The sequence below is a fragment of the Aeromonas sp. s10 genome (assembly GCF_040907975.1).
Lineage (GTDB): Bacteria > Pseudomonadota > Gammaproteobacteria > Enterobacterales > Aeromonadaceae > Aeromonas > Aeromonas caviae.
The window spans coordinates 167,701-188,552 of the sequence record NZ_JBFOCV010000006.1 but is presented as its reverse complement, the minus strand read 5'-3'; the positions used below and the strand labels follow the sequence as shown (position 1 = coordinate 188,552).

General features: G+C 60.7%; 17 protein-coding genes. 9 read left to right on the top strand and 8 right to left on the bottom strand.

Going from position 1 to position 20,852, the window contains the following annotated elements; genetic code table 11:
- Positions 1-635: 635 nt before the first annotated feature.
- Positions 636-1,046, top strand: coding sequence for a hypothetical protein (locus tag AB5Y59_RS01430; RefSeq protein WP_139736846.1), 411 nt, complete (start codon positions 636-638; stop codon positions 1,044-1,046).
- A 680-nt stretch (positions 1,047-1,726) separates the two neighbouring features.
- Positions 1,727-2,224 carry a hypothetical protein gene (locus AB5Y59_RS01425; RefSeq protein WP_139736847.1) on the top strand — a complete coding sequence of 166 codons (498 nt, stop codon included), beginning with the start codon at positions 1,727-1,729 and terminating at the stop codon, positions 2,222-2,224.
- A gap of 309 nt (positions 2,225-2,533) precedes the next feature.
- Here AB5Y59_RS01425 and AB5Y59_RS01420 read toward each other — a convergent pair whose 3' ends face one another.
- The 5 genes from AB5Y59_RS01420 to AB5Y59_RS01400 form a co-directional block, all read right to left on the bottom strand.
- A complete protein-coding gene (locus tag AB5Y59_RS01420) occupies positions 2,534-3,361 on the bottom strand; it encodes a bifunctional transcriptional activator/DNA repair enzyme AdaA (protein ID WP_139736848.1) in 828 nt (275 codons plus the stop codon).
- Between the two features lie 51 nt (positions 3,362-3,412).
- The gene (locus tag AB5Y59_RS01415; RefSeq protein ID WP_368211341.1) at positions 3,413-4,177 is read right to left on the bottom strand and encodes an SDR family oxidoreductase; all 765 of its coding nucleotides are present in this window, start codon (positions 4,175-4,177) and stop codon (positions 3,413-3,415) included.
- Positions 4,178-4,568: 391 nt separating this feature from the next.
- Positions 4,569-4,940: a DUF6616 family protein gene (locus AB5Y59_RS01410; protein ID WP_139736850.1), complete on the bottom strand. Its 372-nt coding sequence runs from the start codon at positions 4,938-4,940 to the stop codon at positions 4,569-4,571.
- Complete coding sequence (locus tag AB5Y59_RS01405) at positions 4,937-5,719, bottom strand: HEAT repeat domain-containing protein (RefSeq protein ID WP_202042539.1); 783 nt, start codon at positions 5,717-5,719, stop codon at positions 4,937-4,939. Before AB5Y59_RS01405 ends, AB5Y59_RS01410 begins: the two co-directional genes overlap by 4 nt.
- Complete coding sequence (locus tag AB5Y59_RS01400) at positions 5,716-6,246, bottom strand: MarR family winged helix-turn-helix transcriptional regulator (protein WP_139736852.1); 531 nt, start codon at positions 6,244-6,246, stop codon at positions 5,716-5,718. The genes AB5Y59_RS01405 and AB5Y59_RS01400 overlap by 4 nt, the downstream gene beginning before the upstream one ends.
- Positions 6,247-6,504: 258 nt before the next feature.
- Between AB5Y59_RS01400 and AB5Y59_RS01395 the strand changes: the two genes are divergently transcribed.
- Both AB5Y59_RS01395 and AB5Y59_RS01390 read left to right on the top strand, forming a co-directional pair.
- A complete protein-coding gene (locus AB5Y59_RS01395; protein ID WP_368211339.1) occupies positions 6,505-7,875 on the top strand; it encodes a leucine-rich repeat-containing protein kinase family protein in 1,371 nt (456 codons plus the stop codon).
- A gap of 110 nt (positions 7,876-7,985) precedes the next feature.
- A complete protein-coding gene (locus AB5Y59_RS01390; RefSeq protein WP_041215264.1) occupies positions 7,986-8,633 on the top strand; it encodes a thiopurine S-methyltransferase in 648 nt (215 codons plus the stop codon).
- Positions 8,634-8,917: 284 nt separating this feature from the next.
- Here the strand turns inward: AB5Y59_RS01390 and AB5Y59_RS01385 are convergent, their stop codons facing one another.
- On the bottom strand, positions 8,918-11,692 hold the full coding sequence (locus tag AB5Y59_RS01385) for an insulinase family protein (RefSeq protein ID WP_368211337.1): 2,775 nt from the start codon (positions 11,690-11,692) through the stop codon (positions 8,918-8,920).
- Between the two features lie 162 nt (positions 11,693-11,854).
- Between AB5Y59_RS01385 and sixA the strand changes: the two genes are divergently transcribed.
- The 3 genes from sixA (at position 11,855) to AB5Y59_RS01370 (ending at position 13,768) form a co-directional block, all read left to right on the top strand.
- Positions 11,855-12,322, top strand: coding sequence for a phosphohistidine phosphatase SixA (sixA, locus tag AB5Y59_RS01380; protein ID WP_041215262.1), 468 nt, complete (start codon positions 11,855-11,857; stop codon positions 12,320-12,322).
- Between the two features lie 133 nt (positions 12,323-12,455).
- Complete coding sequence (locus tag AB5Y59_RS01375; RefSeq protein WP_005324080.1) at positions 12,456-12,662, top strand: DUF1107 domain-containing protein; 207 nt, start codon at positions 12,456-12,458, stop codon at positions 12,660-12,662.
- A 185-nt stretch (positions 12,663-12,847) separates the two neighbouring features.
- Entirely contained in the window at positions 12,848-13,768 is a 921-nt protein-coding gene (locus AB5Y59_RS01370; protein WP_039039040.1) for a DMT family transporter, read from the top strand.
- A gap of 50 nt (positions 13,769-13,818) precedes the next feature.
- On the opposite strand, the gene AB5Y59_RS01365 is transcribed toward AB5Y59_RS01370, so the two are convergent.
- Positions 13,819-15,435 (bottom strand): peptide ABC transporter substrate-binding protein, encoded by a 1,617-nt coding sequence (locus tag AB5Y59_RS01365; protein WP_368211336.1) that lies wholly within the window; start codon positions 15,433-15,435, stop codon positions 13,819-13,821.
- Positions 15,436-15,578: 143 nt separating this feature from the next.
- Here AB5Y59_RS01365 and AB5Y59_RS01360 point away from each other — a divergent pair, with 143 nt between their 5' ends.
- Together AB5Y59_RS01360 and fbp are read left to right on the top strand one after the other, a co-directional pair.
- Positions 15,579-15,821 (top strand): hypothetical protein, encoded by a 243-nt coding sequence (locus AB5Y59_RS01360; protein ID WP_125117245.1) that lies wholly within the window; start codon positions 15,579-15,581, stop codon positions 15,819-15,821.
- On the top strand, positions 15,809-16,843 hold the full coding sequence (fbp, locus tag AB5Y59_RS01355) for a class 1 fructose-bisphosphatase (RefSeq protein WP_029314452.1): 1,035 nt from the start codon (positions 15,809-15,811) through the stop codon (positions 16,841-16,843). Before AB5Y59_RS01360 ends, fbp begins: the two co-directional genes overlap by 13 nt.
- 511 nt (positions 16,844-17,354) lie before the next feature.
- Here the strand turns inward: fbp and mfd are convergent.
- Entirely contained in the window at positions 17,355-20,819 is a 3,465-nt protein-coding gene (gene mfd, locus AB5Y59_RS01350; RefSeq protein WP_368211334.1) for a transcription-repair coupling factor, read from the bottom strand.
- Between the last annotated feature and the right edge of the window lie 33 nt (positions 20,820-20,852).

The following is a 20,852-nucleotide window of genomic DNA, read 5'->3' as shown; positions in this document are numbered from 1 at the left end:
CGCCGTTTCGATGCCCCATCTTGATGCAAGAGGGTAACGCGAGCCGCTGCTGCCCCCCAAGATGGAGTAATTTCTTGATCTGGCTTGGGAAACGCCCACCTTTCTCTTTTTCTTGTCTCTCTCGCTCGCTAGGATAGTCGTCTGGATATGGCCTCTTTGGAGTCACCGATGAACCAGGCCAGATACACAGCTTGGTCACTGGCAGCAAACTGGAGGCTGTTGTGCGGTAGCTTGGGTGTAATTTAGCAATGGCATGGGCGGACCGAATGCCAGTGGGAGTCGTAATACATGGAAGGACATGAAATTGTGGATCCAGTTCTAACAGGACTTTTCTGTACGGATGCAGTAGTGATGCAAGTAGGCCACAGTCCAGATTTGTTCACCCTAGTGAGGTTTGGTTGCGCTTTCTATGGCTGATTTTCTCTGTGTTTCGTACTGCTCAGGTTATAGAGGGAAAAGAGGAGTTGAGACCAATACGCTCGGCTGCTAGAAATTGGTTGATAATATTATAATTTAACATTGGTTTTTGTGGTTGCTATGAAGATATAGCGGCGTTGTATGGAAAGTTCTGCTATCTGATTAGTACTACCGTCCATCTAATAACTTTTATGTATTTAATTAAGCTAGGGGGGCGAATGGCAATCTTTGGAATTGGTGCATATTACGATGAAGACATGAGTCAAAAGTTTATAGAAAATTCTATTGCAGGTCCAGGCTGGGATGAATTTAGCGCGCCAGAGCTATTTCAATATGTAGCTTCACTAAAAGTAGGTGACATTGTATATCTCAAGTCATGTCCCCCAAGTAGCAAAGACATTCATGTAAAAGCTATAGGCTTCATTGCAAACAGTAAACTTTTAACAGAAATCAAGGATACTGGTAATATCGTAAGTGCTGGGCGTAGAATAAACTGGATAAATACAGAGAAATTTACAATCCCAAGGCCTCAAGAGAAAAACAATGTACGCTCTAATACAATGTATGAAGAATTCCACCCTGACATACAAAAAGAAATAATGGCAAAACTTCTTAGTTCTATAAAATAAAGCACAAGACACTGAAACTAGGCTTGTAATAGTCGAGAGCTATACAGCAAACAGAATTAATTTCACGGATACAAATTAAAATAATGTTCGGGTGAGATATTGTTGATGCTATTTTAAGCTTCGCTTTTAATGAAATTTAAACTCCAGACTAAATTTCAGTAACTGACTTCGCCCATGTAAAAAATCAGGATCTACAGAAGGCATTATATGAAATTTTATATGGAGCTAGGTAGTTATACAAAATTGGACTGGCGCTACTAATCTCCATCTTAGAACAAGCTGCACTCATACGGATACGGACGCAAGCGATTGATTACACTTCTGTATATGAAACCTTGCTAGCAGATATAATATTGCAGGCATATAGCAAAGGCATAATTAAAAATACTTCGACTTGAAAATCATAATCTACTGTACTGGCAACACATTTGCATTCCATAAGGGTAAACAGAAATACTGTTCACCTTGTGCAGAAAATATCGGGAAGTTCTTATTATGTAAGCTTAGCAAAAATCGCATATCACCTTACATGAGCTTATAGCTCAAACAAAATAATGGGCCGAAGATAATCCGTAGTGAGTAAAACCTTGTTCAAATTACTCACTCCGATCTCTGGGTCGAGCTAAAGCTCACCTCTTAACTAGTGTTTGTAGCGCTATATATTTAAAAGGGAATGCAATATGAAAATAAGACTAGAACAGCAAAATATAGGTGCCGCTGTAATGCAGATTGCTGAGCATGAACAGTTTACGGCGATCAATTCCCTTAAGGTTCACGGAAAAAGTATTTCTAACGCATTTCTTGTGAACCATGACACTGCTGTGCTCTGTAAATATTCATCGGAACCAAATAGTATTGGTGAGTATGTATTTACATTCAATGAAGAGCATATGGAAAATATATGTAATATTTCTGGCCAATACGGAAAAGTATATTTCTCGCTTGTTTGTGTTGAAGATGGAGAGATTTGCTGTCTCAGCATAGAGCAATTTCACCAGCTAATAGAGTACAGAAAGAGTTCAGCAAAGTCTGACGAGTCTAGCTATGCAATACTCATTACAATGCAATCTGGTGCAAGTTTCCGGGCGTACGTTAATGCTGCCGGAAGAAGAGGGCATTTTGCTGGCAAGAAGCTAACAATAGCTAGGAAAAATTTTCCTAATGCACTATTTAGCTAATAAAAATTGGGGTGTTTACGGTTAAAGTGATTGGCTCTTCTATGACGCGGTCACTCTGTTGCGGCCCTATAGTAAGCATTATAAGATGCAATCCGCTGCGCTTATTGTTCTTTGGGATTGGGCTGTCGCGTAGTTGACCATTATTCCCAGTCACCAAAGCCACAAAAGGGGCAAGCTTTGCCCCTGATACTTCTAATGAACCCCCTTTAGATATCGTCGGACGAGTGTCTGGCGATATCTGATTGTCTATTGTCTCACGGCTAGGTTAGCCCTATTTTCTCCCATCAGACCGAGCATCACGGCCCTACCTCATTCATACCTCGCCGCTTCCCAGGCATGTATCGCCTGTTTGCGGGTTTCACCCCAGTGATAGCCGCCGAGTTTGCCGTTTTGCTGGATGACTCTGTGGCAGGGGATCATCAAGGCGACGGGGTTGGCCCCCACCGCCAGCCCCACGGCGCGGGCAGCTTTGGGGTTGCCGACGGCGCTTGCCACCTGGGCGTAGCTCACCACTTTGGCGGGCGGGATCTGCAGCAGCGCCCGCCAAACGCTGATCTGAAAGTTGGTGCCGCTCACGTGCAAGGAGAGGGGGCGATCCGGCGCCTTGCTGCCATCGAACATGGTGTGGATGACGCTTTGGGTGCGTGAGGGTGCTTCTCGCAGTTCTGCCTCAGGCCAACGCTGGGCGAGGGCACTCAGCGGCGTCTGTGGGGCCTGGTCATCGAGAAACGAGAAGTTGCACACTCCCCGCGGGGTCAGGGCGACGAACGCCTGGCCGAAGGGGGTGTCGTGCACCCCGTGATCGATCACCAGCCCGGCCCCGCGCTGCTTGTATTCACCCGGCGTCACCGCTTCGAGCTGCACGAAGTGATCGTAGAGCCGCGAGCCGCTGCTCAGGCCCAGGGTATCGGCCACCTCCAGCAGCGGGCGCGACTCCTGCAACAGCGCCTTGGCCCGCTCCAGGGTCAGCACTTGTAGATAGCGTTTGGGCGTCACCCCGGCCCAGCGGCTGAACAGCCGCTGGAAGTGAAAGGGGCTTAAGTGAACGTGCGCCGCTATCTCGTCCAGGGTGGGCTGGCGCGCCACCTGGCTTGCGATAAAACGGATGGCATCGGCGATGCGGGCGTAATCAGACATAGGACGCTCTCACGATAGGTTTGCAGCTGCAGGATCTTGGGTGCGACAAGGTCATGTGCGACAAATAGATACCCCACCATCGGCCAGCAGAGCAATGCCGGTGGTAAAGCTGGATGCATCGGACGCCAGATAAAGGGCCGAGCGGGCAATCTCTTCCGGTTGGGCCAGCCGTTTGAGGGCATGCATACGCTGCACAAAGGCGAGGCTCTCCGGCGTATCGGTAAAGGCCCGTCCCATGGGGGTGTCGGTGCCCCCCGGCAGCAGGGCGTTGACCCGCACCCCTTGTGCCCCATATTCGGCGGCGAGCACCTGGGTCAGGCCGATGAGGCCTGCTTTGCTCGCGGCATAGGCCGCCATACCGGGCAGCCCCAGAGTATGGCCGACGAAGGTGGAGGTAAAGATCAGCGAGCCGCCGCCGCGTGCCTGCATGGCGGGGATCTGGTACTTGGCCCCCATAAAGGCGCTGGTGAGGTTGGTATCCAGGGTCTCCTGCCACTGCGCCAGTTCAAGCCCCGGCACGCTGCCCGGTGTCCCCGTGGTGCCGGCGTTGTTGAAGGCGATATCGAGTCCGCCGAAACGGGTCAGCGCGAGATCCACCAGGGCGCGGGCATAGGTTTCGCTTTTCACATCCCCTGCAAGGCTCACCGCCTGGCCCCCTAATTCCCTGATCTCCTCCACCAGCAGATCCAGCTCGGGCTGGCGGCGGGCACCCAGGACGACGCTGGCCCCCTCCCTTGCAAACAGGATGGCGCTGGCGCGACCGATACCGGAGCTGGCGCCGGTGATGATGGCGACCTTGTTGGACAGTAATGACATGGCAGTTCCCTCGCGAGATGTGCATGGCGCCAGGTGGCGACGCTCATGCAGGGTTGGCAGACAAGTGGATGGGTTCAACCCCCTCCTGGTTCAAACCTCTTTTGGTTCAACCCCTTGGGGGTCGAAAGCACAGTTGGTTTGAAAGCACTATGGCGGCGAACCTTTGTCACGACGACCCGGATCTTGCTCACTTGTGCAATCGGCGATGGCTCATCACGGCATCAGGAGATATCCGCGTTTTATGAAGGGAGTGGGAAGGGAGCGGGGCTGTGGCGCCGCTTTCCCAGGTGGTGGTGACCTGGGTTTGCAAGGGCAGGGCATGGAAAACAGTGCCACCGGTGTCGGCGGCACTGACGCAAGGCCTGGTGGGATAACGCTCTTTTAGGGGTTATCAGGCCAGGGCGGGGCTGGATGTGGCGGCGCAGGGCAGGGCGGCCAACTGTGCAAGGTGCTCGCCCAGGGAGACCCCGGCGCCGGTGGCGTTGACCGTCTCGAAGTAGTCGTGCCAGCCCGATGCGGCTATTCCCTGGACGAGGGCCTCGATGGCTGCGGCATCCGGCCCGCGCCAGATGGCGAAGAAGGGGTGGGGCGCACCATGGAGGGTGGTAGCATCGGTCTCGCCCAGGGCGATGGGCTCCACCCCGAGGGCGGCGAGGTTGGCCATGCCTGTGCCAATGGCCTCGAAGAACTGCTGACGAGCCGTCTGGCTCAGTGCCAGCCAGGCGGGAGTGGGGGTGTAGAGCTCTGCCAGATAGTGGGTCATAGGGGTTCCTTCGGGAGTTGGCCCTTGCGCAAGGTGCGCAAGGCGCGTTGACAAATCCGGGTTGTCGCGGGGCAGGGGCTTTCGCGAGACCAGCGCGCGCAGAGGTCAGTGACCCACTGTGGCCTGTCTTTGCTCGCATCGTTCAGCCAGTTGGCTACGGAGTCCTGCACATAGGGGGCGGGATCGGCCTTGAGGGGCTCAAGCAGCATCAGGGCCTGCTCCGGCGCTTGTCGCAGGGACGCAAGATGGGTACACCAGACGCCGCGGGGCCGGGTCGCTTCGCTGGCAAAGCGTCGCAGCCGCTCGGACGGCTCCGCCGTCCAGGGCACCAGGGCGGCAATGGCCACCTCGAGCTGCGCAGCAATGGTCGTTCGCATTGCGAGCCAGGCCCACTCGCGTACCCCAAAGTGAGGGTCATCGGCGAGGGGGCGAATGAGGGCCAGGCGGTCGCTGAGCGACAGCCCCTCGCTCGCGCCCACCATGAAACAGGCCCAGCCCCGCACGGTATCGGAGGGATGACGGCTGAGCGCCGCAAGATCCCTCGTGCCGCTCTCGGTCAGGAGCAGCCTGGCGGCCAGGGCCATGCGCCGGGTAATGCCCTCCCCGGATGCGGCGTGCATCGACGCCAGCGCCTGGGGCCCGAGCGAAGGCAGGGTACACTGCATCAGGGCGGCAAAATCCACCGCCAGACATTCGGTCAGGTTGCTTGCCTCAGCCTCTCCCCGGTTGAGCTGGGCGAGGCGGGAGGGGGCGATATCCGTGATGCGGCTGCGTGTCATGGGTGCTCCTCTGTGGCGGCCTCAGTGCAGCCTGCCCGGGATGAGAAGACATTGAGCCAGGCCCGCTTGAGCAGGGCGCTCAGGGTCTCTCGCTCTGCCTGATCGAACCCGGCAAACAGGGAGCCTATCCACTGGCTGTGCTCATCGAGCAGGTGCTGCGCCAGGGCCTGGCCCTGCTCTGTCAGGCGCACCGAGATCTTTCGCCTGTCCTGGCTGTCGCTGTGGCGAGCCAACAGGCCGTCCCGTTGCAGCCCGTCAAGCAGGCCGGTGATGGTGGCCCGTGTGACCCCCGCCTTGTCGGCAAGCTCGTGGGGAGCCAACCCTTCTGGCAGGTCGCGCAGCAAAAACAGCAGCACGAACTTGCCTTCGGAGAGGCGGTGGGGAGCCAGGCGCGCCGCGCACGCCTGATCGATGGCAGCGGCGAGGGTCAACACCTCAAAGCAGACGCGCATGTTTTGGGTGTCTGCGTGTCTGCGGCGCTCTGCATCCTCGAGCAGGGCGAGGTGTTTCTGTTCCAGCGTGATCATGATGGTGAGTCTCGAATGACTTTGTATGGCGCCATACTATATGGCGCCAACCAAATGATCAACCACCCAAGCGCGCGACCGGAATGGTTCATGGCAACGGAGAGCGGGAGTGTGGCGATGGGGGGCCTTTGCAAGAGAAGGCGTTGAAGAAAATCGGCCATCTTTGGCCGTCATTCCCTATAATGCCCCTCCTTTGTGGTCTGGGGGGAGTGCCCGCAGTGAGCCACCGCAAGCCCGAATGTTGATAGAGACGATCCCATGCATACCCTGGAACAGCTTCGCGCAGGCGAACTCTGCGGCGCCCGCCACCTCAAACTTGCTGAAAACCTCGCGGTGTTCCCTCCCGAGATCCTGAGCCTCAAGGAGACCCTGGAGGTGCTGGATCTCACCGGCAACCAGCTGAGCGAGTTGCCTGACGAGTTGGCCGAATGCAGGAAGCTGCGCATCCTCTTCTGCTCCGAGAACAACTTCACCGAACTGCCCGAGGTGCTGGGGCGCTGCCCTGCGCTCACCATGGTGGGCTTCAAGGCCAACCGCATCGCGACCGTCCCGGCCGCCTCCCTGCCCGCCAGATTGCGCTGGTTGATCCTGACCGACAACGAGATAGAGACACTGCCCGGAGAATTGGGGCGCTGCATTGACCTGCAAAAGCTGATGCTCTCTGGCAACCGGCTACATGAGCTTCCCGAGACGCTTGCCGGTTGTCACCGTTTGGAGCTTTTGCGCATCGCCGCCAACCGCCTGCCAGCGCTGCCGAGTTGGTTGCCCTCGATGCCGCGCCTGTCCTGGCTGGCCTTTGCGGGCAACCCTTTCTGTGATGAGCAGGCGTGTCTGAACGGCACATCGGAGTTCACTACCGAGATCCCCTGGCAGGCGCTCTCACTGGGGGATGTGCTCGGGGAGGGGGCATCCGGCGTCATCTATCGCGCCGAGTGGGCGGGTGCCGAAGGGCCCGGGGCGGTGGCGGTCAAGCTCTTCAAGGGGGCCGTCACCAGCGACGGCTTGCCCCTGAGCGAGATGGGGGCGTCCCTGGCCGCCGGTCGTCATCCAAACCAGGTCGGTGTGATGGGCAGGGTGAGCGATCATCCCTCCGGCATCCCGGCACTGGTGATGCCCCTGATAGACCCCGCCTTCGCCACCCTGGCGGGGCCCCCGAGCCTGGACTCCTGTACCCGGGATGTCTATGGGGAGGATCTGAACTTCACCCCGGCCCAGGTGATGGCCATGGTGCAGGGGGTGGCTGCGGCCGCCCGACACCTGCACGAGCGGGGCATCCTCCACGGCGATCTCTACGCACACAACCTGCTGTACTCCTTGCAGCCCGCGATGCCTCACTCGTCGCAGGAGGCGCCGGGCCGGGTGCTGCTCGGTGACTTTGGTGCCGCCTCCTGTTACGACCGCGCCGATGAGGTGCTGGCCGGGCGGCTGGAGCGCCTGGAAGTGCGGGCCTTTGGCTGCCTGCTGGCCGAGCTGCTGGCGCGCTGTAATGGGAGGGACGCGGACCTTGACCCCCTTCATCGACTGGCCAGAGAGTGCGGCTTTGAGGTGCCTTCCCGGCGACCCACCTTCGCGCAGATCCTGACCCGGCTGGCAGCGATGGCGACAAGCCTGCCTGGGGTTGTGGCCTGAGGCCTGCCCATCGTGGGCCTTCTCGTGCACTGGGGCGGGATCATGGGGCTTGCGCCACTTCGGTGAAGTTGTGATAGTGATGCACCATTGCAGATGACGAGAGGAAGATGATGGAAGCGGCATTTTGGCACCAGAAGTGGAAAGAGAACCGGATTGGCTTTCATCAGGCAGATTTCAACCGCTGGCTGCAATCCTGGTGGTCAGCCCAGCAAGGGAGCGACCCTGTGCTGGTGCCCCTTTGCGGCAAGTCCCGGGACATGCTCTGGCTGCGTGAGCAGGGGCATCCAGTGGATGGCTTCGAGCTCTCCGAGCTCGCCATTACCCAGTTTTTTGACGAGAACAACCTGAGTGCAGAGAGAAGCGAGGTGGGTCCCTATCAGTGCCACCGGCACGCCGATCTGCGCATCTATCAGGGGGACTTCTTCGCCGCTCCGGAGCTTGGTCAGCGTTATCGCCTGGTCTATGACAGGGCGGCCCTCATCGCCTTGCCGGGCGCCATGCGCCGCCAGTATGCCGCCCTGATGAGCCGCCTGGTGGAGGCGGGGGGGCAGGTGTTGCTGGTGACCCTCGAGTATCAGCCCGAGCAGCAGCAACAGCCGCCGTTCTCGGTGGGGGAGATGGAGGTGCGCACCCTGTTTGAGCGCGACTTTGGTGTCGAGGTGCTGGGCCGGGGGGCGGAGCTGGATCACCCCAGGGTGCTCTCGGGGCAGCTCTCCTATTTCGATGAGGTGGCTTACCGGCTGATCCGCCGGGGTTGAGAGGACGCGAGGCCGATGCCAAGGATGGAAGTGGCGCTTGTTTTACCTCCTTTGACATAGATCAACGTGGAAAATCAGGGAAATGCCTAAGATGAGGCTGTTTCTCAATCACTGCTGGTGCCGACCGATGAGCTCTGGTTTGAACGCCGGTCGAACATCAACCCAGTGTCTGATTTTCACGCTCATGTTCACTTTTGGCGGCTCTGGTCGCAATTGATTATGGTTTTTCCAGCCGACCCCACGGGGTCGGCTTTTTATTGCCTGCGCGTTGCCAACAGGGGAGGTCAGCCTTCGAAGGTGGCGGCGTTGAGCCGAAATGCCCTGGGATCGTCGACAAACTGGCCGGTGATCCGCTCGTCGTGCTCGTGGCCCAGGCCATAACTGCAGAGGATGAGGCGATCCGAGGTGCGGGATCTCAGCTGGGTGATGAAGCGCACCAGATCGGCACGGCTGAGCCTGCCCACCTCCTCGCGTACCCGTTCGCGCTGATCAAAACCCAGATCCTTGTTGCCGATGCTGACCCAGAGCCGCTGGCCGCGGCTGCGCAGGTTGGCATCCCGCTCGCTGAGCTGGGCCTGCAACCCCGCCTTGCTCTCCTGCCACTGCTGCTCGGTGAACTCCAGCATGGCCAGCGGGAAGAGATCGATGAACTCCTCCACCGCATCCAGCAGGATCTGCGGCCCCGCTACCGGCGACTGGATATAGAAGATGAGACCGGGATGGCGGTTGAGGGGCAGGTTGCCGGCTCCCACAACGTAACCGAGCTGCTGGCGTGTGCGCAGCTCGTGGAAGAAGGTGGATGACATGATGTGGTTGGCCAGGGTGAAGCAGGCGAGATCCCGCGCCCGGGTGGTGCGCGACTGGTAGTAGACCAGCAGCGCCGAGTCCTCGTGATCGCACCCCTGCTCCCGAATGAGGGTGCCTCTGTCCTGGATGGAGATGAGGGGGCGGCGGGTCTCGGCGCTGGGCTGGCTGTTGGCACCGAGGTGGCGCTCCAGCAGGGCCGCGAGTTCGAGGGCCTCGGCGGCCGTCCAGTCTCCGTGTACCAGGGCCTCCAGATGCACCCTGGCAAAGAGCTCGGAGACGAAGCCGGGCATCTCCCCGAGTTCGACGGTGCGCAGGTGGCGCAACAGCTGCTCGAAGGGCGGGTTGTTGGGTTGCAGCAAACTGGTGAGCTGGTTGAACAACTGGGAGATGGGGCGGGTCTTGGACTGGTTCTCCCAGTTGCGGATAAGCTGCTCCTTGATCTCGCTAAAGCGTGCCGGATCCGGATACCCCAGGGTGCGGTTGCCGAGGATCATGTCGAGCAGCAGCGGTTGCTTGTCGGCAAAGCCGCTGAGGTTGATGGTAAAGCCCCCCTGATGGGCATAAATCTGGTAGCCAAGGCCTGCGAGCTCCGCCGGGTAGGTGAGGGCGTTGAGGTGATCCGTGAGCAGTTCCACGGCCAGACGCGCCATGGCGATGTGACGCGGGCTCTTGACCGCATGTTCGCTGTCGACGGAGATGTAAAGGCTGCCCTTGGGCACGCTGAACTGATGCTCGTGCAGGTGCCAGAGCCGGAAACCGGGCCTGTCGATGAGGCAGGACGGCATGTCGGCGGGCAGCGCCGGCAGACGGGCGTCGAGGCGGGTGCTGATGAAGGGGTTGGGCGCCGGCAGGTGCAGGGCGGGATCCGGTTCACTCTGCTGCCAGCGGATCTTCTCGGCCTCGCTGATGCTCTGGACGCTGTAGGGTGTCTGGTACCAGCGGGCGAGGCGATCCGTACTCGCTTCCGGGGCCTGGATGGTCACCCGCAGATTGTGGGGGGTCAGCTTGGCGAGGAAGCGCCGGATCAGCGGCTCATCGAACTCGCGCATCATGTAGTCGCCGTAGAGCAGATCGTCCGGCCCGTAGCTGAACAGGTTGAGCACGAGGCCGGAGACGGTGTCGAGGGCCCGTCCCCGCTCCTGGAAGCGGAAGGCGGATTCTAGCACGCTGCGCTTCTCCTCATAGCGCCAGGCCTGCACCCCACCCCGCTCGATGAGCTTCAGATAGCCAAACAGGGCGGCGATGATCTCGTCCACATGCTCAAGCCCAAGGGGGGTGAGGCCAAAGCTCACGCCAAAGTCCTTGAAGTTGGCGCCGCTGATGCCGCCGCCGGCGGCGAGCTGATTGACCCAGCCCCGCCCCTTGAGCAGGGAGAGCAGGCTGCCTTCCCCCTCATAGCCGATGAGGTGGCTCAGGAAGGTGAGGGGTTTTTTGTCGTAATACTCATCCACGCACGGCAGCGGGAAGGTCAGCGCCAGCTTGCGGGTCTCCTTGACCGGGGTCAGCTGGATGCGAATGCCGAGATCATCGAGCCGGTAGAGAGGATGGTTCAGGACCGGCGGGCCGAGGCGGCGATCCGGAATGGCACCAAAGAAGCGATCACACCAGGCCAGCTGGGTCTCGATGGGTGCCGGTGAAAGCATGACCAGCGCCATGCGATCCGCACTGTAGTGGGTTTCGTAGAACGCAATGAGGTCCGAGCGCAGATCCCGGCCGGGGAGATCTGCCAAGGTGTCGAGGTTGCCCACCGAGAATTTGGAGAAGGGGTGGTCCGGATTGACCGTCTCCTTGTGCACCTGGTAGCTGCGGCGCACGTCGTCCTGCAGCTTGAGGCGGTACTCGGAGTCCACCGCGTTGCGCTCCTTGTCGACCCACTCCGGTGCAAAGGTGGGGCAGATGAAGAACTGGGAGAACCGGTCGAGCCCCGCCTCGAAGAAGCCGTTGTCGATGTCGAAGAAGAAGTTGGTGAACTCGGTACCGGTCCAGGCGTTGTTGCTGCCCCCGTGACGGCTCATGAATTGCTGGTATTCACCGGGTTTGGGGTAGGTGCGGGTACCGAGAAACAGCATATGCTCGAGGAAATGAGCCATGCCCTGGCGATCCGCAGGATCGTCGAAGTGGCCGGTATTCACCGCCAGGGAGGCGGCGGATTTGTCGGTCTCGGGATCACAGATCAGCAAGACCCTGAGCCGGTTTGCCAGCTCCAGATAGTGATACCGCCGATGGTCATTGGGACTGGCATATGGGCTCATTGGGGAGGGGCTCGCGATGAATTTATTTGAATTTAAACATGATTATCGACCCCGCTATCTTGCGAGGCAAACCCTTTTCTGAGAGGTGGCGCAATTGTTTCCCCCGGCATGGCGGGGTAAGATTCCCCCGCTATTTAAACAGGCCCCCTGGGCGAGGTTGTAATGAAAATCTACATCATGCGTCATGGCCAGGCTGGCATGAACGCAAAGACTGATGAACAGCGTCCACTGACCGAGCAAGGCATCGAAGAGTCCATCCACATGGCGGGCTGGCTGGCTCCCCAATTGGCAGGCTCCCTGAACCTGGTGATCCACAGCAACTACCTGCGAGCCAGACAGACCTGGCAGGCCATCGCCCCCGTGTTGCCCAAGGCCCTCAAGGTCGAGGAGAGCGGCGACATCACCCCCTACGGGGATCCGGCTTTCGTGGCGAGCTACCTCACTGCGCTGGCGGCGGAGCATGACAACATCCTGATGGTCAGCCACCTGCCGCTGGTGGGGTATCTGGTCCAGAGTCTCTGCCCGGCGGCAGGGGCCCCCATGTTCGCGACGTCCGGGCTGGCCTGCATCGAATGGCAAGATGGCAAAGGAGTCTTGCTCTGGCTGGAAGGACCGCATACAATACGGTAAAAGTTAATAATAAGTTACAGTTTGGTTTTTTGGGGAAGAGAGAGTCGAATTTTCCGGTTTTTTATATAAATTTAACGGAATTATTTCGCATAAGCTGCTGTCATACGGATACAACTTCAAGAGGTTGCAAACGATGAGAGTGTTCAAGAAGTACCTGCCACTGATGGTGGCAAAACATGTCAAAACCTTCTTCAAGGGGCGGATTTACATCCACGGCAGGGGGCGCTTCGATTTCCAGTCGGGCTTGCTGATGATGCCATTGCAAGCCGACATTCCCCATCGCCAGACGGTGCTCGAGGTCAATGAACTGATTTCAAGGCTCCACATGGATGCCGCCTGAGGCGCCTCAGGCTGACCCTGGTCCCCCTCATGCCCGCCCCTGTGCGGGCATGATTGTTGATGGCGCCTGGGCGCGGCGCCAACCGTTCGCGTCATGGCGCTTCTTCCTGCGTTGGCAGGCTTGCTTATCCTGATTGCCTCTCTATACTCGCGCGCAATACCCGCCTTTTTATTCTGGATATCGCAATGCCCCTTGCCTTCCTGTTTCCCTTCTCCTGCATGGCCATCTGGGCTGGCAATGGCATCGTCAGCAAGCTGGCGGTCGGGGTGTTGTCTCCTGCGGCGCTCGCCTGGTCGCGCTGGATGGTGGCGGCCCTGGTGCTGACCCCGTTTCTGGCTCACCGGGCCTGGCGCGAGCGCCGCAAGCTGCGGGCCGGTTTCTCGAAGCTGGCGGTGCTGGCCCTGCTCGGGATGGTCTTGAACCAGACCTTTGGCTATTACGCGGCCCAGACCCTGGGGGCCACCGAGATTGGCCTGATGATGGGACTGACCCCCTTGATGACGGTGCTGCTCAGCATCTGGTTGCTGCGCGAGCGGCCCACCTGGGGGGCGCTGCTGGGAGGCGCCATCTCCATTCTGGGGCTGGCGATTTTGTTGGGGCAGGGGGATCCGGCCCGGCTGCTGACCCAGGGCATCCATATCGGTTCCGTCTACATGCTGCTCTCGGCGGCCACCTATGCGCTCTACAGCGTGCTGCTCAAGCGCTGGGATCTGGGGCTGGACAACTGGTCCATGCTCTACGGTCAGGTGCTGTGCAGCCTCCTGTTCCTCACCCCCTTCTATCTGCTGGTGGACGGGCACTGGCCCGATGGCAGCGCCCTCTGGCTCATCCTCTATGCGGGGATCCCGACCTCGGCCCTCTCGCCCTGGCTCTGGATGCAGGGTATTGCCCTGCTCGGGGCTAGCCGCACCGCCATCTTCATGAATCTGTTGCCGGTCATGACGGCCGCCCTTGCCATCAGCTGGCTCGGGGAGCGGCTCACCAGCTATCACCTCATCGGTGGCGGCATGACCCTGATGGGGGTGCTGCTGGCGCAGTTGCTGGTCAGGCCCGTGACGGTGCGAAGACGCGCCCGGCTCGCAGTGGCGGGCTGTCAGGAAAAGTAGGATAAAAAAAGACCGCCCTCGAGGCGGTCTTTTTGGTTCGGTGCCCAGCGTCACTGCGCCGTCAGATAGAGATCCTTGGCATAGACCAGGTCTTGCGGGTTCTGGTAGGGGTAGCCCTTGACGCTGGGTTTGAGCAGCCGTGATTTCACGTAGAAGTAGACAGGCGCGATGGGGGCCTCCTCGTCGATCAGCACCTCGGCCTGCTGATAGAGGCGGTTGCGCTCGGCGGGGTCCTTGGCGTCATGGGCCTTGGCCAGGAGGGCGTCGTACTCCTTGTTGAACCACTTGCCGCTGTTGGCGCTGCTGCTGGAGGTCATGATGTCGAGGAAGGTGGAGGCATCGTTGTAGTCTCCGTTCCAGGAGTAGCGGCTCACCCCGAAGTCACCCTCGTTCAGGGCCGACACCATGGTCTTCCACTCCATGTTGTTGAGCTCCGCCTTGACCCCCAGGTTGTGCTTCCACATGGAGGAGATGGCGAGCGCTATCTTCTTGTGCCCCTCGTTGGTGTTGTAGAGGATGTCCACCGTCAGCGGCTTGTCAGGGCCGTAACCCGCCTCGCCAAGCAGCGCCTTGGCCTGCTTGATGCGCTCTTCCTTGCTCATCAGCTCGCTGGCGGGGCGTTTGAGCTCGAAGCCGTCCACGCTCGGCGGGGTCAGGCTGAAGGCGGAGAGCTGCCCCTGTCCCAGGATCTTCTCCGTGATGGTGTCCCGGTCGATGGCAAGAGAGAGTGCCTTGCGCACCCTGACGTCGTCAAAGGGTTTGCGCTGGGTGTTGAACACGTAGTAGTAGGTGGCGAGCATGGGGGCGCTCACCAGCTCCTCCGGGCTCTGGCGCTTGATCTGCTGATACTGCTCCAGGGGATAGGTGGTGTAGTGCAGCTCGCTCGCACGATAGCGGTTGTAGGCCGCGGTATCGGAGACGATCTCCAGATAGATCACCTTGTTCAGCACGGTGTGCTCGTTGTCCCAGTAGTGGGGGTTGCGCTCGGCGATGAGGCGCTCGTTCGGGGTCCACTCCTTGAGGGCGAAGGCGCCGTTGGAGACGATGTTGGCCGGTTTGACCCACTCATGACCGAACTTCTCGATGGTGGCCTTGGGCGCCGGGAAGGTGGTGTAGTGGGAGAGGGTCTTGAGGAAGAAGGGGACCGGGTTTTTCAGGGTGATCTGCAGGGTGTAGTCATCGAGCGCCTTGATCCCCAGGGCATCCGGGCTCTGCTTGCCCTGCACCACGTCGCTGGCATTGGCGACGCCGGTCAGCTCGATGAACCAGGCGTAGTTGGAGGCGTTCTTGGGGTCCGCCGCCCGCTGCCAGCCATAGACGTAGTCCGCCGCCGTCACCGGCTCGCCGTTGGACCATTTGGCATCGGGTCTGAGCTTGAAGGTGTAGACGGTGCCCGTGGCATCGAGCTCGTAGCCAAGGGCGCCCGCCGCCTGCAGCTTGCCGTTGCCATCCAGGGTATAGAGCCCCTCGAACAGATCGTTGACGACGTCGCTGCCCGCGCTCTCTTCCACCATCTGGGGATCGATGGAGGCAGGCTCGGTGCCGATGTTGCGCACGAACACTTGCTGGGCGGCTGGCAGAAGCTGGGTGCCTTCAGGCACCTGGGCGGCGAGGACGGGGAGGGTGAGCAGAGCGGCAACCGCCCCGGCGATAAGCGACTTTTTCATTGAATATCCTTATGTTTTTTTGCTTCCAAAGCGCAGCCAGTGTGCGGGATTGGGGGGCAGATCTCAAGAGGGACGCCTCTGGCGCAACATTGCCGGGCGCCAGGGGGAGCAGGGCGGGCAGCTGCGTCGGCCCGGATGCATTCTTGTCACGAATTAACCCCCCAAAAGATGCCGGATGGCACCCTTGTTTCACGGCGAAAGCCCGTGGTGGCGCGGTTTTCTGGCGATTTAAAGAACGGCTTAATTCGCTGCAAAAACAAAAAACAGGCGTTACATTGGGTTACAAAACAACGCTGCCGGGGATCGGCACTTTTTTTGCCGACACTTGCAAACGTTTTCAACGGCCAACGGAAACGATCTTAAAGGAACAAGAATGCGAAACATGATCACCATGGGCGAGTTCATCGTCAAAAAGCAGGCGGACTACCCGACCGCGACCGGCGAGCTGACCTCCTTGCTCAGCTCCATCCGCCTGGCCGCCAAGGTGGTGAACCGGGAGATCAACAAGGCGGGTCTGGCGGACATCATCGGCTCCATCGGTGCCGAAAACGTGCAGGGCGAGGTGCAGCAGAAGCTGGACGTCTATGCCAACGAGCGCTTCAAGGCGGCGCTGGAGGCCCGTGGCGAGGTGTGCGGCATGGCCTCTGAGGAGGAGGAGGACTTCGTCTCCTTCGATTCCGAGCTCTCTCGTCACTCCAAGTACGTGGTGCTGATAGACCCCCTCGACGGCTCCTCCAACATCGACGTCAACGTCTCGGTCGGGACCATCTTCTCCATCTACCGCCGGGTCAGCAAACCGGGCGCCGGGGTCACTCTGGAGGACTTCCTGCAGCCGGGTCACCGTCAGGTCGCGGCGGGCTACGTGGTCTACGGCTCCTCCACCATGCTGGTCTACACCACCGGCTTTGGGGTCAACGGCTTCACCTATGACCCCTCCATCGGCTGCTTCTGCCTCTCCCACGAGAACATCCGCATTCCGGAGGAGGGCAAGATCTACTCCATCAACGAGGGCAACTACATCAAGTTCCCGGACGGGGTGAAAAAGTACCTGAAATACTGCCAGGAGCGTGACGAGGCGACTCACAGGCCCTATACCTCCCGCTACATCGGCTCCCTGGTGTCGGATTTCCACCGCAACCTGCTCAAGGGGGGCATCTACATCTACCCGTCCGGCACCAACTCCCCGAACGGCAAGCTGCGCCTGCTCTATGAGTGCAACCCCATGGCCTTCCTGGTGGAGCAGGCCGGTGGCAAGGCGTCCGATGGCTTTGGCCGCATCATGGACATCCAACCTACCGCTCTGCACCAGCGCACTCCCTACTTCGTCGGGTCCACCAGGATGGTGGAGCGGGCCGAGGCCTTCATGCGGGAGTTCTCCGCCCACGAGGATCCGGCCAACCAGGGCTAAGCCCGGGCCAGCGTCCCTTCGTCACGGGAGCCGTCAAGGCTCCCGTTTTTATTGGCGTGCAGGCGGATGTAGCCAGGTTGATATGCTGACGGACTGACGGACTGACGGACTGACGGACTGACGGACTGACGGACTGACGGACCGACGCGGCGCCTCGGCGGTCGCGGTGCAATGGCTGGTGGCCCCTGGCCGGGATACCTGGTCTGGATACCTGGGCGGGATAAATACGGCACGGGCCATCTGCGGGGCTATCGAGGCGCGTTGAACCCGTTTTTTGCCCACGATCATCCCCACATCCATCTGTTTTTCAGATGGGTTATGACTCAATGCATCGTATAAACAGATGGATTCGGCGGCAAAATGGTGCTGCCAGGAGGGCGAACCGAGGCATCGGGAGGCAAGAAGGCGGGCCGGGGGCGAGATGCCGCCCCTTGCCAGCAACGAAACGGGAGCCCTGGGGCTCCCGTTGTTGTAGGCGGCAGGTCGCGCCCTGCTGACGTCATGCTTCCCCTCAGGGGGTGGCATGGCGGGCGAGATCCGCCAGCAGGCCGTCCACCAGTTTGAGGCGCATGGCCCTGTCCTGGGTCGGTACCTGGAAGCGCAGCCGGGTCGGCCCGTCCATCTTGTAGATGCGCGGCTGCTCCGAGAGCAGCTTGACCAGATAGGCCGGGTTGACGCGGGTTTCCTGGGTAAAGTCCAGATAGCCGCCGCGCTCGCTCATCTCCACCCGGCGAATGCCCAGCGCCGTGGCGCGCTGGCGGAAGGCGGCCAGCTCCATCAGCGTCTTGGTCGGCTCCGGCAAGAGGCCGAAGCGATCGATGAGCTCCACTTTGAGCTCCCGCAGCTCCTGTTCGTCGGCGGCACTGGCGATGCGCTTGTACATGGAGAGGCGCATGTTGACGTCCGGGATGTAGTCGTCCGGGAGCAAGGCGGGCAGGCGCAGCTCCACCTCGGTATGCTGGCTCATGAGCTGCTCCAGCGACGGTTCCTTGCCATGTTTGAGCGCCTCCACCGCTTGCTCCAGCATCTCCATGTAGAGGGTAAAGCCCACCGATTCGATCTGGCCGCTCTGATCATCCCCCAAGAGCTCGCCGGCGCCCCGGATCTCCAGATCGTGGGTGGCGAGCGCAAAGCCGGCACCGAGATCTTCGAGGGACGCGATGGCCTCCAGCCGCTTGGCCGCATCCTTGGTCATCAGCTTGGGATGGGGGGTGAGCAGGTAGGCATAGGCCTGGTGGTGGGAGCGCCCGACCCGGCCCCGCAGCTGGTGCAGCTGGGCCAGGCCAAGGTGATCCGCCCGGTCCATGATGATGGTGTTGGCGCTCGGCACGTCGATGCCGGTCTCGATGATGGTGGTGCAGACCAGCAGGTTGAAGCGCTGGTGGTAGAAGTCCGACATCACCCGCTCGAGCTCCCGCTCGCGCATCTGCCCGTGGGCGATGCCGATGCGCGCCTCCGGCACCAGCTCGGCAAGATCGGCGGCGCACTTCTCGATGCTCTCCACGTCGTTGTGCAGGTAGTAGACCTGGCCGCCACGCTTCAATTCCCGCAGTACCGCCTCGCGCACCACCGCAGGTTCGTGCTGGCGCACGAAGGTCTTGATGGCGAGCCGCTTGGCGGGCGGGGTGGCGATGATGGAGAGATCCCGCATGCCGGACATGGCCATGTTGAGGGTGCGGGGAATGGGGGTCGCGGTGAGGGTGAGGATATCCACGTCGGCGCGCAGCGCCTTGATCTTCTCCTTCTGGCGCACCCCGAAGCGGTGCTCCTCGTCGACAATGAGCAGGCCCAGATCCTTGAAGGTGAGCTCGGCGCCGAGCAGCTTGTGGGTGCCGATGATGATGTCCACCTTGCCCTCGGCCATCTCCTTCATCACGGCGCTCTGCTCCTTGGCGGAGCGGAAGCGGCTCAGCACCTCCACCCGCACCGGCCAGTTGGCGAAGCGGTCGCGGAAGTTGTCGTAGTGCTGCTGGGCGAGCAGGGTGGTGGGCACCAGCACGGCCACCTGCTTGCCGCCGTGCACCGCCACAAAGGCCGCCCGCATCGCCACTTCGGTCTTGCCAAAGCCCACGTCGCCGCACACCAGGCGGTCCATGCTCTTGGCCTGACACATGTCGCCGAGCACGGCGTTGATGGCATTGAGCTGATCCTCGGTCTCCTCGAACGGGAAGCTCGCGGCAAACTGGCGGTAGGCCTCCCGGTCGTGTTTGAAGGCAAAGCCGTGACGGGCTGCCCGCATGGCATAGACATCCAGCAGCTCGGCCGCCACGTCCCGCACCTTTTCCGCCGCCTTGCGCCGCGCCTTGACCCAGGCCTCGCCGCCGAGCTTGTGGCTGGGCGGGTTGTCGGAGCCGGTGTAGCGGCTGATCAGGTGCAAACTGGTGACCGGCACGAACAGCTTGTCGCCGCCGGCGTATTCCAGGGTCAGAAACTCGGTGGGCAGGCCGCCTGCGTCTATGGTCTCGAGCCCCAGGTAGCGACCGACCCCGTGATCCAGGTGCACCACCGGCTGGCCCTGGGTCAGCTCGCCCAGGTTTCGGATCACCGCATCCGAGCTCAGGTTCTTGTTCTTGTCCCGCTGGCGCTTGCTGCGGATCTTGCCGCCGAGCAGCTCGGCTTCGGTGATGAGGGCAAGGGGCGTCTGGCCGGGCTCTTGCAGCAGGAAGCCCCGCTCCAGGGGACAGACCAGCAGCCCGTGGCGCGCATCGCTCACCAGGAAGGCGTCGAGGGAGGCAAACTCCCGGGGTTGCAGGTTGATCCGTGCGAGCAGATCCCCGAGCCCCTCGCGCCGCCCCTCGGACTCCACCGCAAACAGGGTGCGCCCGGCAAAGCCTTGCAGGAAGCCGTCAAGGGCCAGCAGGGGCTGCTCCTTGCTGTGGTCGAGCTGCAGATCCGGCAGGGGGGCGAGGGGCAGATCCTGCTGACCCGCTCCGCCGTCAACGGTCGCCTCCTGCAGACGCACGGCGCCATAGTCCCCGAGGGCGGCGAAGAGCTGCTCCACCGGCAGATAGATCTGCTGGGGCGGCAGCAGGGGACGGGTGTTGTCCCAGCGCCTGTCTTCATAGCGCTGGCCGATGTCGTTCCAGAAGCGCTGGGCCGCGGGGTAGATCTCCCCCACGGTGAGCAGCAGGGTGTTGCCTGGCAGGTAGTCAAACAGGCTGGCGGTCAGGTTGAAGAAGAGCGGCAGGTAGTATTCGATGCCGGCGGGCCAGCGCCCCTTGCTCACCTCCTGATAGACGGAGCCCTCGGCGCGGGAGATCTCGAACTGTTCGCGATACTGGCCACGAAACAGCTCGATGGCCCCCTCGTCGGTGGGAAATTCCCGGGCGGGCAGGAGGCTCACCGACTTCACCGGCTCGCTGGAGCGCTGGGTCTCGGGGTCGAACGGGCGGATGGAGTCCACCTCGTCGTCAAAAAAATCAATGCGATAGGGGCGGCTGCTCCCCATGGGGAAGAGATCCAGCAGGGAGCCGCGGGCGGCGAATTCGCCGTGCTCCAGCACCTGTTCCACCGCCACGTAGCCCGCCTGCGCCAGACGCCCGCGCAGCTGCTGCAGGTTGAGGCGCTGGCCGCTTGTGACCATCAGGCTGTATTTGTCGAGATAAGCCTGGGGCGCCGTGCGCAGCATCAGGGTGGAGATGGGCACGATGAGCACGCCGTGGCGCATCTGCGGCAACTGGTAGAGGGTCTCGAGGCGCTGGGAGATGATGTCCTGGTGGGGAGAGAAGCTGTCGTAGGGCAGGGTCTCCCAGTCCGGGAACAGCAGCACCGGGCAATCCTGATCCGCCAGCAGGAACCCCAGTTCCTGTTCAAGGCGCAGGGCGCTCGGGGTATCGGCGGTGACCAGCAGGACGGGTCTTCGGGCTTCCCGGGTGAGGCGGGCGGCAACCAGCGCCAGGCTGCTGCCGACCAGCTGGCCGAACGTTGTCTTCTGGCCCGCTTTGGCGGGCAAGGCGGGGAGGGTCATTGGCATCATCGGAGTCTTTTACTGTTGGCGTTCTTTTGACAT